13 protein-coding genes and 1 pseudogene are annotated in these 12988 nt (G+C 69.7%); 11 read left to right on the forward strand and 3 right to left on the reverse strand.

What is annotated here, in order from left to right; all coding sequences use genetic code 11:
- Positions 1 to 91: 91 nt before the first annotated feature.
- Positions 92 to 841, forward strand: a pseudogene (locus tag ABZ192_RS36030) (RDD family protein); the annotation flags it as partial.
- A gap of 118 nt (positions 842 to 959) precedes the next feature.
- Positions 960 to 1673 (forward strand): RDD family protein, encoded by a 714-nt coding sequence (locus tag ABZ192_RS36035; protein ID WP_356928688.1) that lies wholly within the window; start codon positions 960 to 962, stop codon positions 1671 to 1673.
- Positions 1674 to 1723: 50 nt separating this feature from the next.
- Here ABZ192_RS36035 and ABZ192_RS36040 read toward each other — a convergent pair whose 3' ends face one another.
- Positions 1724 to 2002: a hypothetical protein gene (locus ABZ192_RS36040; RefSeq protein ID WP_356928754.1), complete on the reverse strand. Its 279-nt coding sequence runs from the start codon at positions 2000 to 2002 to the stop codon at positions 1724 to 1726.
- A 437-nt stretch (positions 2003 to 2439) separates the two neighbouring features.
- On the opposite strand from ABZ192_RS36040, the gene ABZ192_RS36045 reads away from it, so the two are divergent.
- Both ABZ192_RS36045 and ABZ192_RS36050 read left to right on the forward strand, forming a co-directional pair.
- Complete coding sequence (locus ABZ192_RS36045; RefSeq protein WP_356928689.1) at positions 2440 to 4797, forward strand: immune inhibitor A domain-containing protein; 2358 nt, start codon at positions 2440 to 2442, stop codon at positions 4795 to 4797.
- A gap of 134 nt (positions 4798 to 4931) precedes the next feature.
- Complete coding sequence (locus tag ABZ192_RS36050) at positions 4932 to 5276, forward strand: hypothetical protein (RefSeq protein ID WP_356928690.1); 345 nt, start codon at positions 4932 to 4934, stop codon at positions 5274 to 5276.
- A 42-nt stretch (positions 5277 to 5318) separates the two neighbouring features.
- Here the strand turns inward: ABZ192_RS36050 and ABZ192_RS36055 are convergent, their stop codons facing one another.
- Positions 5319 to 5909, reverse strand: coding sequence for an isochorismatase family protein (locus ABZ192_RS36055; protein WP_356928691.1), 591 nt, complete (start codon positions 5907 to 5909; stop codon positions 5319 to 5321).
- Positions 5910 to 6024: 115 nt separating this feature from the next.
- Positions 6025 to 7371 carry a nicotinate phosphoribosyltransferase gene (locus ABZ192_RS36060; RefSeq protein ID WP_356928692.1) on the reverse strand — a complete coding sequence of 449 codons (1347 nt, stop codon included), beginning with the start codon at positions 7369 to 7371 and terminating at the stop codon, positions 6025 to 6027.
- Between the two features lie 98 nt (positions 7372 to 7469).
- On the opposite strand from ABZ192_RS36060, the gene clpS reads away from it, so the two are divergent.
- The 7 genes from clpS to ABZ192_RS36095 all read left to right on the forward strand — a co-directional run bounded on the left by clpS (position 7470) and on the right by ABZ192_RS36095 (position 12324).
- On the forward strand, positions 7470 to 7787 hold the full coding sequence (gene clpS, locus ABZ192_RS36065) for an ATP-dependent Clp protease adapter ClpS (RefSeq protein ID WP_020270284.1): 318 nt from the start codon (positions 7470 to 7472) through the stop codon (positions 7785 to 7787).
- A 32-nt stretch (positions 7788 to 7819) separates the two neighbouring features.
- On the forward strand, positions 7820 to 8428 hold the full coding sequence (locus ABZ192_RS36070) for a DUF2017 domain-containing protein (RefSeq protein ID WP_356928693.1): 609 nt from the start codon (positions 7820 to 7822) through the stop codon (positions 8426 to 8428).
- A 341-nt stretch (positions 8429 to 8769) separates the two neighbouring features.
- Positions 8770 to 10194 (forward strand): amino acid permease, encoded by a 1425-nt coding sequence (locus ABZ192_RS36075; RefSeq protein WP_356928694.1) that lies wholly within the window; start codon positions 8770 to 8772, stop codon positions 10192 to 10194.
- A 153-nt stretch (positions 10195 to 10347) separates the two neighbouring features.
- A complete protein-coding gene (locus ABZ192_RS36080; RefSeq protein WP_010039980.1) occupies positions 10348 to 10770 on the forward strand; it encodes a M67 family metallopeptidase in 423 nt (140 codons plus the stop codon).
- 108 nt (positions 10771 to 10878) lie between these two features.
- On the forward strand, positions 10879 to 10974 hold the full coding sequence (locus ABZ192_RS36085) for a putative leader peptide (RefSeq protein ID WP_356928695.1): 96 nt from the start codon (positions 10879 to 10881) through the stop codon (positions 10972 to 10974).
- A gap of 114 nt (positions 10975 to 11088) precedes the next feature.
- Positions 11089 to 11367, forward strand: coding sequence for a MoaD/ThiS family protein (locus ABZ192_RS36090; RefSeq protein ID WP_193505787.1), 279 nt, complete (start codon positions 11089 to 11091; stop codon positions 11365 to 11367).
- 6 nt (positions 11368 to 11373) lie between these two features.
- On the forward strand, positions 11374 to 12324 hold the full coding sequence (locus tag ABZ192_RS36095; RefSeq protein WP_356928696.1) for a cysteine synthase: 951 nt from the start codon (positions 11374 to 11376) through the stop codon (positions 12322 to 12324).
- The last annotated feature ends 664 nt before the right edge of the window (positions 12325 to 12988 follow it).

Below are 12988 nucleotides of genomic sequence, written 5' to 3' on the forward strand. Positions count from 1 at the left end.
TACACCACCCTGCGCTCGTCCTTCATGCACGAGGCCGACTCCATCATCGGCTTCCAGATGCTGAACGACCCGGACTACGTCGGCCCGGGCCGCGGCGCAGGCAGAACCGGCCTCCGCGGCCGCTCCGACGGCGCTGTCCGGGCCGCAGGCGGTGCCCACCGTCCCTCCGCAGTCCGGCGGGCCCCAGCCAGGCCCCGCCGCCTCCGCCACGCCCCTCAGCGCCGGCCCCGGCGGCGGCCAGTCCTCCTGGGCGCAGCAGGTGCACCGGCTCGCCGGAGCGGGCGGCGACGAGCAGCCCGTCGCGCCCTGGAAGCCGCCGACCGAGGACATCTTCCAGGCGGCCGCGCGGCGCCAGGCGTCGGCCCGCCCCGCGGGGCTCGGCAAGCGGCTGGCCGCCCGGCTGCTGGACACCCTCGTCCTCGCCGCTCTCACCGCCGGGGCCGCCGTACCGCTCGGCATCAAGGCGGTCGACCACGTCAACGACAAGATCGAGGAGGCCAAGCTCTCCGGCGAGACCGTCACGGTCTGGCTGCTCGACGGCACCACGTCGGCGTACCTCGGCATCGTCCTGGCCGTCCTGCTGCTCGTCGGCGTCGTCTCCGAGGTGCTGCCCACCGCCAAGTGGGGCCGCACCCTCGGCAAGAAGCTGATGGGTCTCGACGTGCGGGACATCGAGGGCCACGACACCCCGGAGTTCGGCGCGGCCCTGCGCCGCTGGCTGGTCTACAGCGTGCCCGGACTCCTCGTCGTCGGGATCATCGGCATCGCCTGGTGCCTGTTCGACAAGCCGTGGCGCCAGTGCTGGCACGACAAGGCCGCGCACACGTTCGTGGCCGGCTGAGCAGCACGGCTACGTCCGGCACGCGACGGCCGCGTACTGCCGCGGCATCAGGTGAATCCGTACCTCGGACGGCCGCCTGCCGGATGCGGAGCCGGGGGGTTCGGGGTCGACTCGGGCCATGAGCAGTGAACCGCCCCCCGGCTCCGGTCAGCAGCCCCCGGAAGACGATCCGTTCAGGAAGCGGCCCCCGGGCGAGCAGCCCGGCGAGGGCGCGGGCTCGCCCTACGACCCGCGCTACCCGGCCGGCGGCCCCGGCGGCGGCCAGGGCCCATACGAGGGACCTCCCAGCGGCGGCCAGGGCCCTTACGAAGGCCCGCCCGGCGGCGGTCCCTACGGCGGTTCCCCCTACGGCGGCGGCTCCTACCCCACCGACCCCCTCGCCGGCATGCCCCCGCTCGCCGACAGCGGCAAGCGCACGCTCGCCCGCATCATCGACATGATCCTGGTGGGTGTCGTCGTCTGGCTGCTCACCTGGGGCTTCGGCGTCAACGAGTACGACGTGGACAGCGACCGCATCGAGGTCGGCAAGTCCTTCTGGCAGTCGGGGGTCGCCGCCGTCCTCTACATCGCCTACGACACCCTCCTGACCGCGCGGACCGGCCAGACCCTCGGCAAGAAGCTGCTGCACATGCGCGTGGCCAACCTCGACGACGGCGCCACGCCCTCCGCGCAGAACGCGCTGATGCGCGCGGCGGTGCTGTGGATCCCGTTCGCCTTCTGCTGCGCCTGCGTCTGGACCGCGATCTCGGGCGGCTGGAGCTTCTTCGACCGGCCCTACAAGCAGGGCCTGCACGACAAGGCGGCCAAAACGGTCGTGGTCAGCACCAATTGAGGCACGGACGCATCAACCGGAGGTAAGGAAAAGGAAGGATCAGGGGGCGGTCAGGAAACCGCCCGCTCCCGCACCGGCTCCGGAGCCGGTGCGGCGACCGAGGCCCGTACGGGTTCCTCGGGCGCGGGCTGTTCCACCGCGGACGGGCGCTTCCCGGGCAGCGGCACCGTCATGGCGACCAGCAGCCCGAGGGCGAGCGCCGCGACGGCGATGATCGCGATCCCCACGCCCGAACTCGTCTGTGACAGCAGCAGCATGGCAAGGGTGGAGAGGATCACGGTGCAGGAACCGTAGGCGAGCTGTGCGGCAGTCGGACGGGGCATGGCCATCATGTCCTCGAAAGTGGGGGTCCACGGGGGTGTCGGCCTGGCATTCCGCCGGCTTCCGGGCGTTCCGCCAAGCGACTCTAACCGGCAGGGTGCCCGACTGGAACGAGCGGTAAGCGTGACCTAATCAACAGGGCCGGAGCACAGGGGGCGCACGGAGTCATGACGTCCAGGTAGTGGACATATGCGCGCGCCCACCGGACGGTGGCACGTGCCTGCCGGGCGGTGGGCATCGCCTGCCGGGCAACGGATCGGTTGTCCGTTAAATGAACGTCGACTCCGCATAGTGCAATTGACCTGTCCAAGTCAAGGTCTGTCTTTTCTTCTAAACCTCTAGTCAAATGTCGTCACTTGACTACACGCGTTGATCACGCGCGCGCGGACCTTCCACGACCACGACCCCTTCCTTCCGCGCGCTCGAACGCGGGGGAGGAATTCAAGTGACCAGTAGACCCTGGACGTTCAGAGCCGCCGCCATAGGCGTGGCGCTCGCGGCGGCCACAGCCACCGTCTCCGCATACGGCGTGGCCCAGGCCGACGACACCTCCGCTCCCAGGTCCACCACCGTGGACCGGCACGACCCGGCGGACCGCCACCACGGCGAGCACGACCTCGAAGGCCCGCTGAGCAAGACCCAGGAGGCCCAGCGGCAGGAGGCCCTGGAGCAGGTCATCTCCGGCAAGTCCACGGTGAAGAACCGTGACGGCTCGAAGGTCGTCCAGCTCAAGAGCAAGAAGGGCGACAGCAAGTACGTCGAGCTCGGCCGCGAGAAGACCGACAAGATCTTCACCATCCTGGTCGAGTTCGGCGACAAGACCAGCGAGTTCGGCGGCACGCCCGGCCCGCTGCACAACCAGATAGCCAAGCCGGACCGCAAGAAGGACAACTCCACGGCCTGGCGGGCGGACTACGACCAGAAGTACTTCGAGAACCTCTACTTCGGCACCGGCAAGAACACCGAGTCGGTGAAGAAGTACTACGAGAAGCAGTCCTCCGGCCGCTACTCGGTCGAGGGCGAGGTCTCCGACTGGGTCAAGGTCCCCTACAACGAGGCCCGTTACGGCAACAACGCGTGCGGTGACACCAACTGCCCGAGCGTGTGGAACGTCGTCAGCGACGGTCTGAACGCGTGGGTCTCCCAGCAGAAGGCGGCTGGGAAGACCGACGCCGAGATCAAGGCGGACGTCAAGCAGTACGACCAGTGGGACCGCTACGACTTCGACGGCGACGGCGACTTCAACGAGTCGGACGGCTACATCGACCACTTCCAGGTCGTGCACGCCGGTGAGGACGAGTCCGCGGGCGGCGGCGCGCAGGGCGAGGACGCGATCTGGGCCCACCGCTGGTACGCCTTCGGCACCGACGCCGGCGCCACCGGCCCCGAGGACAACAAGCTCGGCGGCGCGAAGATCGGTGACACCGGCATCTGGGTCGGCGACTACACCGTCCAGCCGGAGAACGGCGGACTCGGCGTCTACGCCCACGAGTACGGCCACGACCTCGGCCTGCCGGACCACTACGACACCAGCGGCGGCGGCGACAACTCCACCGGCTTCTGGACCCTGATGTCCTCCGGCTCCTGGCTGGGCACCGGCAAGAACGAGATCGGTGACCTGCCCGGCGACATGACCGCCTGGGACAAGCTCCAGCTGGGCTGGCTCAAGTACGACACCGCGAAGGCCGCGACGAACTCGTGGCACAAGCTGGGCGTGGCCGAGTACAACACGAAGCACAAGCAGGGCCTCGTGGTCGAGCTGCCCAAGAAGAAGGTCACCACCGAGATCGTGGCCCCCGCGCAGGGCGCGCACCAGTGGTGGAGCGGCAGCGGCGACAACCTCAAGAACACGATGGCCCGTTCGGTCGACCTCACCGGCAGGAAGTCGGCGTCCCTGACGCTCGACGGCTGGTACGACATCGAGGCCAACTACGACTACCTCTACACCGAGGTGTCGACCGACGGCGGCGCCAACTGGACCCCGCTCGAGGGCACGGTGGACGGCCAGCCGCTCCCGCGTGACGGCAGCGACAAGCCGGTCCTGACCGGCACGTCCGGCGCGTACAAGAAGCTGGCGTTCCCGCTGGACGCCTACGCGGGCAAGAAGATCGACCTGCGCTTCCGCTACCAGACCGACGGCGGCGTGGCCCAGAAGGGCTTCACGGCCGACCGCATCACCGTGACCGCCGACGGCGCCCCGGTCTTCTCCGACGACGCCGAGTCCGCGGACGCGGCCTGGAAGGCCAATGGCTTCGCCCGCATGGGGGCGTCCTTCACGAAGGACTACGCGCAGTACTACATCGCGGAGAACCGCCAGTACGTGTCGTACGACAAGACCCTCGAGGTCGGCCCGTACAACTTCGGCTTCTCCAAGACCCGTCCGGACTGGGTGGAGCACTACCCGTACCAGAACGGCCTGTTGATCTGGAAGTGGGACACCTCCCAGGCGGACAACAACACCAGCGTCCACCCGGGAACGGGTCTGCTGCTGCCGGTCGACTCGCACCCGAAGGCGCTGAAGTGGGCCGACGGCACGCTGATGCGCAACCGCATCCAGGCCTACGACTCGCCGTTCAGCCGTTACCGCACGGACGGCGTCACGCTGCACAACGCGGACGTCGCGACGCGCATCCCGTCGTCGAAGGGGGTGCCGGTCTTCAACGACCGGGTGAACACCTACTACGACGAGTCGAACAAGACCGGTGGCGTCAAGATCACTGACACCAACACCAAGATCAAGATCATCAAGGAGGCCAAGGACGGCTCGACGATCGAGCTCGAAGTAGGCCCCGCAGCGAAGTAAAGCACGTTTTCCCAGGTCAGAGCATGATCGGCGGTGACCCCCTGGCGGGTCGCCGCCGATCCGTGTTTAGGTGCGTCCTGTGGTTCTCTTATTGACACCGACCGACGCACCGACCGACACGGGGGTATGACCGCATGGCCGCAGGAGGCTTCTGCAAGCTGCCGAACGGCACCGTGGTGGTGGCGCTGAACCTGCCCAGCCCCGCCGCCGACGGCCCCGGCTCCGTCCGCGTACTCGTCCACGCGGCGAACCGCGCCCGGGCCCTGACCAGGCTCCGCAACCTCGGCATGCGCTCGGTCTACCTGCGCGGCAACGCCGCCCCGCCGTCCCCCGACGAGATCACGGCCGTCCTGCACCACCCCGACGGCCTGATATGGCGTACGGCCCCTGACAACGGTGTCGTGGGGAGCCCGGACCTCGCCTTCGAACTGTGGCGTCCGATCAGAGCCCTGCTGCGCCGCCCGACGGCCCAGACCTGACCCTCGGGCGCTACCGGGCGACCGGGCTGCCGGGTTACCGGGTCAATGGACGACCGGCTTGCCCGACAGCTCCACGCCCGCCTCGCGCAGCTCCTCCAGGGCCCGCTCGGTGGTCTCCTGGGCCACGCCCGCCGTGAGGTCGAGCAGGACGTGGGTGCGGAAGCCCTCCTTCGCGGCGTCCAGGGCCGTGGCGCGCACGCAGTGGTCCGTGGCGATACCGACCACGTCGACCTCGGTGACGTGCCGCGAGCGGAGCCAGTCGGCCAGGGGCGTGCCGTTCTCGTCCGCGCCCTCGAAGCCGCTGTACGCCGCCGCGTACGCCCCCTTGTCGAAGACGGCGTCGATGGAGCCGGAGGCGACGGCGGGGGCGAAGTTCGGGTGGAAGCCGACGCCCTCGGTGCCGGCGACGCAGTGCGCGGGCCAGGAGCGGACGAAGTCGGGGTTGGTGGAGAAGTGGCCGCCGGGGGCGATGTGGTGGTCGCGGGTGGCCACGACGTGCTGGTAGCCGGACCCGGCCGCCTGGCCGATCAGCTCGGTGACGGCGGCAGCCACGTCGGCACCGCCGGCCACCGCGAGGCTGCCCCCCTCGCAGAAGTCGTTCTGCACGTCTACGACGATCAAGGCGCGGCGCATGGTCGGTGTCCTTCGGCTATGAGGTCGGCAAGCCCGGCCGGTGAACTTCCGAGCCTATTGACATGGGGGAGGAGACGGGAGGGGGCACGGCTCGGCGCATCGCGGCACACCGCAATTAGCTACCCGAGGCCTCGTGCAGGTACTCCGTCGGAATGACCGGTTCCCCGCGCGAGAGCTGCGTCGCCGACATCGGGAGCCCCGCGCGCGCCGCCGCGTGCCGGTCACGCGCCGCGTCCAGCGGCTCCCGGGCGACGACCTCGCCGCCCTTGACCAGCTCCACGAGCAGCTGCCGGTCCGCGAGCTCCGCCGGCACCGGCCCGGTGCCGACCACCTCGGCCTCGGCGACGCCGTAGGAGTCCAGCCGCCGCGCGGCCCACTTGCGTCCGCCCACGGACGTCTTGCCCCCGCTGGACTTCTTCGCCACCGGCACCAGCGGCGCGTCCGGCTCCGCCGACTCGGCCCGCGCGACCAGCTTGTAGACCATCGAGGACGTCGGGTGCCCGGAGCCGGTCACCAGCTGCGTACCGACGCCGTACGCGTCCACGGGTGCCGCCGCAAGCGAGGCGATCGCGTACTCGTCCAGGTCCGAGGTCACGATGATCTTCGTGTCGGTCGCGCCCAGCTCGTCCAGCTGCTGCCGCACCCGGTGCGCCACCAGCAGCAGGTCGCCGGAGTCGATCCGCACGGCCCCGAGCCCGGGTCCGGCGATCTCCACGGCGGTGCGGACCGCCTCCGCGACGTCGTACGTGTCCACCAGCAGCGTGGTGCCCCGCCCCAGCGTGTTCACCTGGGCCTGGAAGGCGTCCCGCTCGCTGTCGTGGAGCAGGGTGAAGGCGTGGGCGGAAGTGCCGACGGTGGGGATGCCGTAGCGGAATCCGGCGGCCAGGTCCGAGGTCGTCGCGAAGCCGCCCACGTACGCCGCCCGGGACGCCGCCACCGCCGCCAGCTCGTGCGTGCGCCGGGCGCCCATCTCGATCAGCGGCCGGTCCCCGGCGGCCGACGCCATGCGCGAGGCCGCCGCGGCGATCGCCGAGTCGTGGTTGAGGATCGACAGGATCACGGTCTCCAGCAGCACGCACTCGGCGAAGGTGCCCTCGACCCGCATGATCGGCGAGCCGGGGAAGTACACCTCGCCCTCGGGGTAGCCCCAGATGTCCCCGCTGAAGCGATAGCCGGCGAGCCATTCGAGGGTCTGACCGCCGACGATCTCCCGCTCGCGCAGGAAGTCCAGGACGCCCGCGTCGAAACGGAAGTTCTCCACCGCGTCCAGCACCCGTCCGGTGCCCGCCACGACGCCGTAGCGGCGCCCGTTCGGCAGGCGCCGGGTGAAGACCTCGAACACGCTGCGCCGCTCGGCCGTGCCCGCCTCCAGGGCGGCCCGCAGCATCGTCAGCTCGTACTGGTCCGTGAAGAGCGCCGTCGAGGGAACATCCACCGGCAGCCCAAGGTCCGCTGTGTCCATGGTGTGAGAGCGTACCCCCATTTCGTCAGTTTGACGATTTGCAGCAAGGTCCCCGTCTTCCAGGCCCATTTGTGCGACTACCCCCCTCGGGTGGCAGCATGGGCAGTGTGACGTCACCCGCGCCCCTGGAGATCGAACGGACCGAGTCGGCGGAGGAGGTCTTCGCCGTACCGGAGCCGGACCTCCCCTGGGTCACCATCGTCCACAACGACCCGGTCAACCTCATGAGCTATGTGACGTACGTCTTCCAGACGTACTTCGGCTACTCCAAGGACAAGGCCACCAAGCTCATGCTCGACGTCCACCACAAGGGCCGGGCGGTCGTCTCCAGCGGCAGCCGCGAGGAGATGGAACGCGACGTGCAGGCCATGCACGGCTACGGCCTGTGGGCCACCCTCCAGCAGGACCGCAAGTAGCCAGCTCCCCGCCCAGCAGCGAAAAGGCGTTCATGCCCGGAACCTTCGAACCGCTCCCCGGCGGCGGCGCTGCCGTCGCCCTCGACGACGTCGAGATCTCCATCATCCGGTCGCTGGCCGTCCAGCTCCTGGAACTCATCGGTCCCGGCCCCGCCGAGGACGCCTCCGACGACCCGCTCGCCGAGCTGTTCGCGGAAGGCCCGAGCGAGCCGCCCGCCGATCCGGTGCTCAAACGCCTCTTCCCGGACGCCTACAGCGACCCCGAGCAGCCCGCCTCGCCCCACGACGCCGAGGAACAGCGGGCGTACTCCGCCGAGTTCCGCCGCTACACGGAGAACGACCTGCGGGCCGGCAAGCGGGACAACGCCCTCGCGGTGATCCGCTCCCTGGACGCGCTCTCCTCGGCCTCGGCCGGCGAGGGCGGCGCGGTGCTGAAGCTGTCGGCGGAGGAGTCCCAGCGGTGGCTGTCGGCCCTGAACGACCTGCGGCTCGCGATCGGCTCGCGGCTGGAGATCACCCAGGAGGAGGACACCGACCTCCTCTACCGGCTCCCGGACGACGACCCGCGCAAGCCGATGGTGATGGCCTACCTGTGGCTGGGTGGACTCCAGGAGACGCTGGTCGGAACCCTTATGCCCTGATCCGTGCAGGTTCTGTGACCGCGGGATGACCGATTCGTGTTCGCTCAGAGGACACTCAAATCCGGATAACGATCCCGTCACCGCACCCGCCTCCTATGGCCTCTTTCGGGTGCGCTCTGTCCGGTTTCTCTGTGCGGTGCGCCACATCGCGCCCGTGTGATCAGTGTGGCCACCGTGATAAATCTTCACGATCGCCCGGCCGACACCACCCGAATGTCCGGCCGGGTGCGCCACCGAGCCGGCAACCGCCGGCCAGGCACCACTCCAGCAATCCGGGGGGATCGAGACCCGATCCGAGGCCGATGAAGGTCCGGGTCGGCATGGAGAAAGGCGCACCACACATGACCTCTGCGCAGGTCGACACGGAAAACGTGCCCGAAGAGGGGTACGAGCGCGGCCTCGGCAGTCGCCAGGTCCAGATGATCGCGATCGGCGGCGCCATCGGCGTCGGCCTGTTCATGGGTGCCGGAGCGAACATCGCCAAGGCGGGACCCAGCATCATCCTCATGTACGCCCTCGCGGGCGTCGTGATCTTCTTCATCATGCGGGCGCTGGGCGAACTGCTCCTCTACCGGCCCGTCTCCGGCTCCTTCGCCGAGTACGCCCGCGAGTTCCTCGGCCCGTTCTTCGGGTTCGTCACGGGCTGGACGTACTGGCTCATGTGGGTCGTCACCGGCATGGCCGAGCTCACGGCCGCCGCGATCTACATCCACTTCTGGTTCCCGGAGATCCCGCAGTGGGTCAGCGCCCTGGTGTTCCTGGTGGTGCTCTTCGGCGTCAACCTGATCTCCGTCAAGATCTTCGGCGAGGTCGAGTTCTGGTTCTCGATGATCAAGGTCACGGCCATCATCGGCATGATCGTCATCGGTCTCGGCGTGCTCACCCTCGGCTTCTCCGACGCCGGTGACACCGCCACCGTCTCCAACCTCTGGTCGCACGACGGCTTCTTCCCGAACGGCATCGGCTCCAGCCTGATGACGCTCCAGGGCGTCATGTTCGCCTACCTCGCCGTCGAGCTCGTCGGCGTCACCGCGGGCGAGTCCGAGAACCCCGAGAAGACCCTGCCCAAGGCCATCAACACCCTGCCCTGGCGCATCATCGTCTTCTACGTCGGCGCCCTGCTGGTGATCCTCTCCGTCGTCAAGTGGACCGAGTTCTCCGCTGGCGAGAGCCCCTTCGTCCACGCCTTCGGCGAGATCGGCATCCCGCTCGCCGCGGGCATCGTCAACTTCGTCGTGCTCACCGCGGCCCTGTCGTCCTGCAACTCGGGCATGTACTCCACCGGCCGGATGCTGCGCGACCTGGCCGCCAACAGCGAGGCGCCACAGGCGTTCGGCAAGCTCAACGCCCGCAAGACGCCCGCCGTCGGCATCACCGTCTCCGTGGCGCTCATGGGCATCGGCGTCGTCCTGAACTACGTCGTCCCGGAGAAGGCGTTCCTCTACGTCACCTCCGTCGCCACCGCGGCCGGCATCTGGACCTGGATGATGATCCTCGTCAGCCACATCCGCTACCGCGCCGCGGTCGACGCGGGCCGGCTGCGCGCCTCGTCCTTCCCCGCCCCGGGCGGAGCGCTCTTCAGCTGGGTCGCGCTCCTCTTCCTCATCGGCGTGACCTGCATGATCGCGTACGACAAGGACGCGCGGATCTGCCTGTACGTCGCGGCCGGCTGGGCCGTCGCCCTCGGTGTCGGCTGGGCGATCCTCAAGAGCCGCAACCCGCAGATCGCCGAGCGCCGTGACGCGGAGTTCGAGAAGGTCGGCTGAGTTCCGGAAAGACCGGCCACGAACCAGCCAGGACGTCCAGCCGCAGGGAGTACTCGTGGCACCCCCTGCGGCTGCCGCTCAGGGCGTCCGGCATGTGGGCCGTTCCGTACCAGCCATCGGTACGGAACGGCCCTTCTGCTTATCCTGACGAACATGCTGACCATCACCCAGGCCCTCGTCGACCAGATCGTCGCCCACGCGCGCAAGGACCACCCCGACGAGGCGTGCGGCGTGATCGCGGGCCCCGCGGGCTCGGACCGCCCCGAGCGCTTCATCCCGATGCTGAACGCGGCCATGTCCCCCACGTTCTACGAGTTCGACTCCGGCGACCTGCTCAAGCTCTACCGTGAGATGGACGACCGTGACGAGGAGCCGGTGGTGATCTACCACTCCCACACGGCGACCGAGGCCTACCCCTCCCGCACCGACATCTCGTACGCGAACGAGCCCGGCGCGCACTACGTCCTCGTCTCCACGGCCGACACCGACGGGGCCGGCGAGTTCCAGTTCCGCTCGTTCCGGATCGTCGAGGGCGAGGTCACGGAGGAAGAGGTCGAGATCGTCGAGGCGTACTGAGCTGGTCTGGACGGGGCTGAACAGGGCGGTCTCACTCTCCGGCCGGAAACCGTCCGCGATGTGGGATCACATTCCAGAACCCGGACCGGGAATCGATACGATGAGCGCATGGTTTTCCACGACGTGAGCGACAAGACGCCGGGCACGATGCTCGTGGCGCGGCTGCACGTCGACCTGTGCAGGCTCGCCAGCGCCATCTGTTGACGCCGACCCCTGCCGCCGTACGGCCGTGAGCCGCGGCGCTGCACACACGCACCACCCCGCTGTTTCTGCGCTGCCGCGCGCCCGACTGACTACTCCCGACAGGAGCCCTGAGCCATGGCCATCGAGGTCCGCATCCCGACCATCCTCCGCCAGTACACCGACGGTCAGAAGGCGGTGGAGGGCAGCGGTGACACCCTCGCCGAGCTGTTCGCCGACCTCGAGTCGCGGCACACCGGCATCCAGGCCCGCATCGTGGACGGCGACCAGCTGCGCCGCTTCGTCAACGTCTACCTGAACGACGAGGACGTGCGCTTCCTCGACGGCATCAACACCAAGCTGACGGACGGCGACAACGTCACGATCCTGCCGGCCGTGGCCGGCGGCATGGTCTGATCACCGATGCGATACGACTCACCCCTGGCCGCGGTCGGCAACACCCCCCTGGTGCGCCTGCCGCGGCTGTCGCCGTCCGCCGACGTCCGTATCTGGGCGAAGCTGGAGGACCGCAACCCGACCGGGTCGGTCAAGGACCGCCCGGCCCTGCACATGATCGAGCAGGCGGAGAAGGACGGCCGCCTGACCCCGGGCTGCACGATCCTCGAGCCCACGTCCGGCAACACCGGCATCTCCCTGGCCATGGCGGCGAAGCTCAAGGGCTACCGCATCGTCTGCGTGATGCCGGAGAACACCTCGCGGGAACGGCGCGACCTGCTGGCCATGTGGGGCGCTGAGATCATCTCCTCCCCGGCCGCGGGCGGCTCCAACACCGCCGTGCGCGTCGCCAAGGAACTCTCGGCCGAGCACCCGGACTGGGTGATGCTCTACCAGTACGGCAACCCGGACAACGCGGGCGCCCACTACGCGACGACGGGCCCCGAGATCCTCGCGGACCTGCCCTCCGTCACCCACTTCGTGGCGGGCCTCGGCACGACCGGCACGCTCATGGGAGTGGGCCGCTTCCTGCGCGAGCACAAGCCGGACGTCCAGATCGTCGCCGCCGAACCGCGCTACGACGACCTGGTCTACGGCCTGCGCAACCTCGACGAGGGCTTCGTCCCCGAGCTGTACGACGCGTCGGTCCTCACCAGCCGCTTCTCGGTCGGCTCGGCGGACGCGGTCACCCGCACCCGCGAACTGCTCCAGCAGGAGGGCATCTTCGCCGGCGTCTCCACGGGCGCCGCGCTGCACGCCGCGATCGGCGTCGGCAAGAAGGCCGTCAAGGCCGGCGAGCCGGCCGACATCGTCTTCGTCGTCGCCGACGGCGGCTGGAAGTACCTGTCGACGGGCGTCTACACGGCGGCCACGACGGAGGAGGCCATCGAAACGCTCCAGGGCCAGCTCTGGGCGTGACCCGACGGCGGACCACAGGACCAGACGCAGCAGGGCCGGAGTGAGAACTCCGGCCCTTTTGCGCTTCCACCCCGCGGTCACGGCCGCACCCCGGGCGCGGGCCGCTGCCCGGTCTGGTCCGGCTTGCCGGACCGACCACCCCTGCGGCCGGGGCCCCCGCCGGACGCCGACCGCGGCCATCGCTGCCGCGCAGGTGCCGCACCTGCTGCTCCCACGACCGTGACGACAGTGGCGGCAGACGGCCCGGAACTCGGCCCGGGCGGCACGGTCGTCGCACCGGCTGCTCACGCGCGGCTGCTCGCGCGCGGCCGCCGTGCCCTGCCGAGACCCTTGCCGTCGCGTCCGCTCTGCGGCATGTCCCCGCGGGGACGCCGGACAGAAGCGCCAGGAGCCCTGGCCGGCAACCGGCCAGGTGCCGGGCGGTCACCCGCTGCCGCGCCGGTGCCGCACCTGCTATTTCCCCTGGCTGCGGTGAGGGCGGCGGCCGACGGCCGGGACCACCGCCCGGGGCGCGGTGTGAGGCGGCGAGGTCGTCGCGCGCGGCTGATTGCGCTCGGCTGGCCTGCTTGGGTCCGGTCGTCGCGCGCGGCCACCCGTCCGTGGCGCGGTGTGAGGCGGCGAGGTCGTCGCGCGCGGCTGCTTGCGCTCGGCTGGCCTGCCTGAG

It is taken from the genome of Streptomyces sp. NPDC006235, from assembly GCF_040613735.1.
Taxonomy (GTDB): domain Bacteria; phylum Actinomycetota; class Actinomycetes; order Streptomycetales; family Streptomycetaceae; genus Streptomyces.

Coding starts and splice junctions, on each gene's coding strand:
- ABZ192_RS36035 (WP_356928688.1), top strand. CDS start 960: ATGAGCAGTGAACCGCCCCCCGGCTCCGGTCAGCAGCCCCCGGAAGAC.
- ABZ192_RS36040 (WP_356928754.1), bottom strand. CDS start 2,002: ATGGCCATGCCCCGTCCGACTGCCGCACAGCTCGCCTACGGTTCCTGC.
- ABZ192_RS36050 (WP_356928690.1), top strand. CDS start 4,932: ATGGCCGCAGGAGGCTTCTGCAAGCTGCCGAACGGCACCGTGGTGGTG.
- ABZ192_RS36055 (WP_356928691.1), bottom strand. CDS start 5,909: ATGCGCCGCGCCTTGATCGTCGTAGACGTGCAGAACGACTTCTGCGAG.
- ABZ192_RS36060 (WP_356928692.1), bottom strand. CDS start 7,371: ATGGACACAGCGGACCTTGGGCTGCCGGTGGATGTTCCCTCGACGGCG.
- clpS (WP_020270284.1), top strand. CDS start 7,470: ATGGGCAGTGTGACGTCACCCGCGCCCCTGGAGATCGAACGGACCGAG.
- ABZ192_RS36070 (WP_356928693.1), top strand. CDS start 7,820: ATGCCCGGAACCTTCGAACCGCTCCCCGGCGGCGGCGCTGCCGTCGCC.
- ABZ192_RS36075 (WP_356928694.1), top strand. CDS start 8,770: ATGACCTCTGCGCAGGTCGACACGGAAAACGTGCCCGAAGAGGGGTAC.
- ABZ192_RS36080 (WP_010039980.1), top strand. CDS start 10,348: ATGCTGACCATCACCCAGGCCCTCGTCGACCAGATCGTCGCCCACGCG.
- ABZ192_RS36085 (WP_356928695.1), top strand. CDS start 10,879: ATGGTTTTCCACGACGTGAGCGACAAGACGCCGGGCACGATGCTCGTG.
- ABZ192_RS36090 (WP_193505787.1), top strand. CDS start 11,089: ATGGCCATCGAGGTCCGCATCCCGACCATCCTCCGCCAGTACACCGAC.
- ABZ192_RS36095 (WP_356928696.1), top strand. CDS start 11,374: ATGCGATACGACTCACCCCTGGCCGCGGTCGGCAACACCCCCCTGGTG.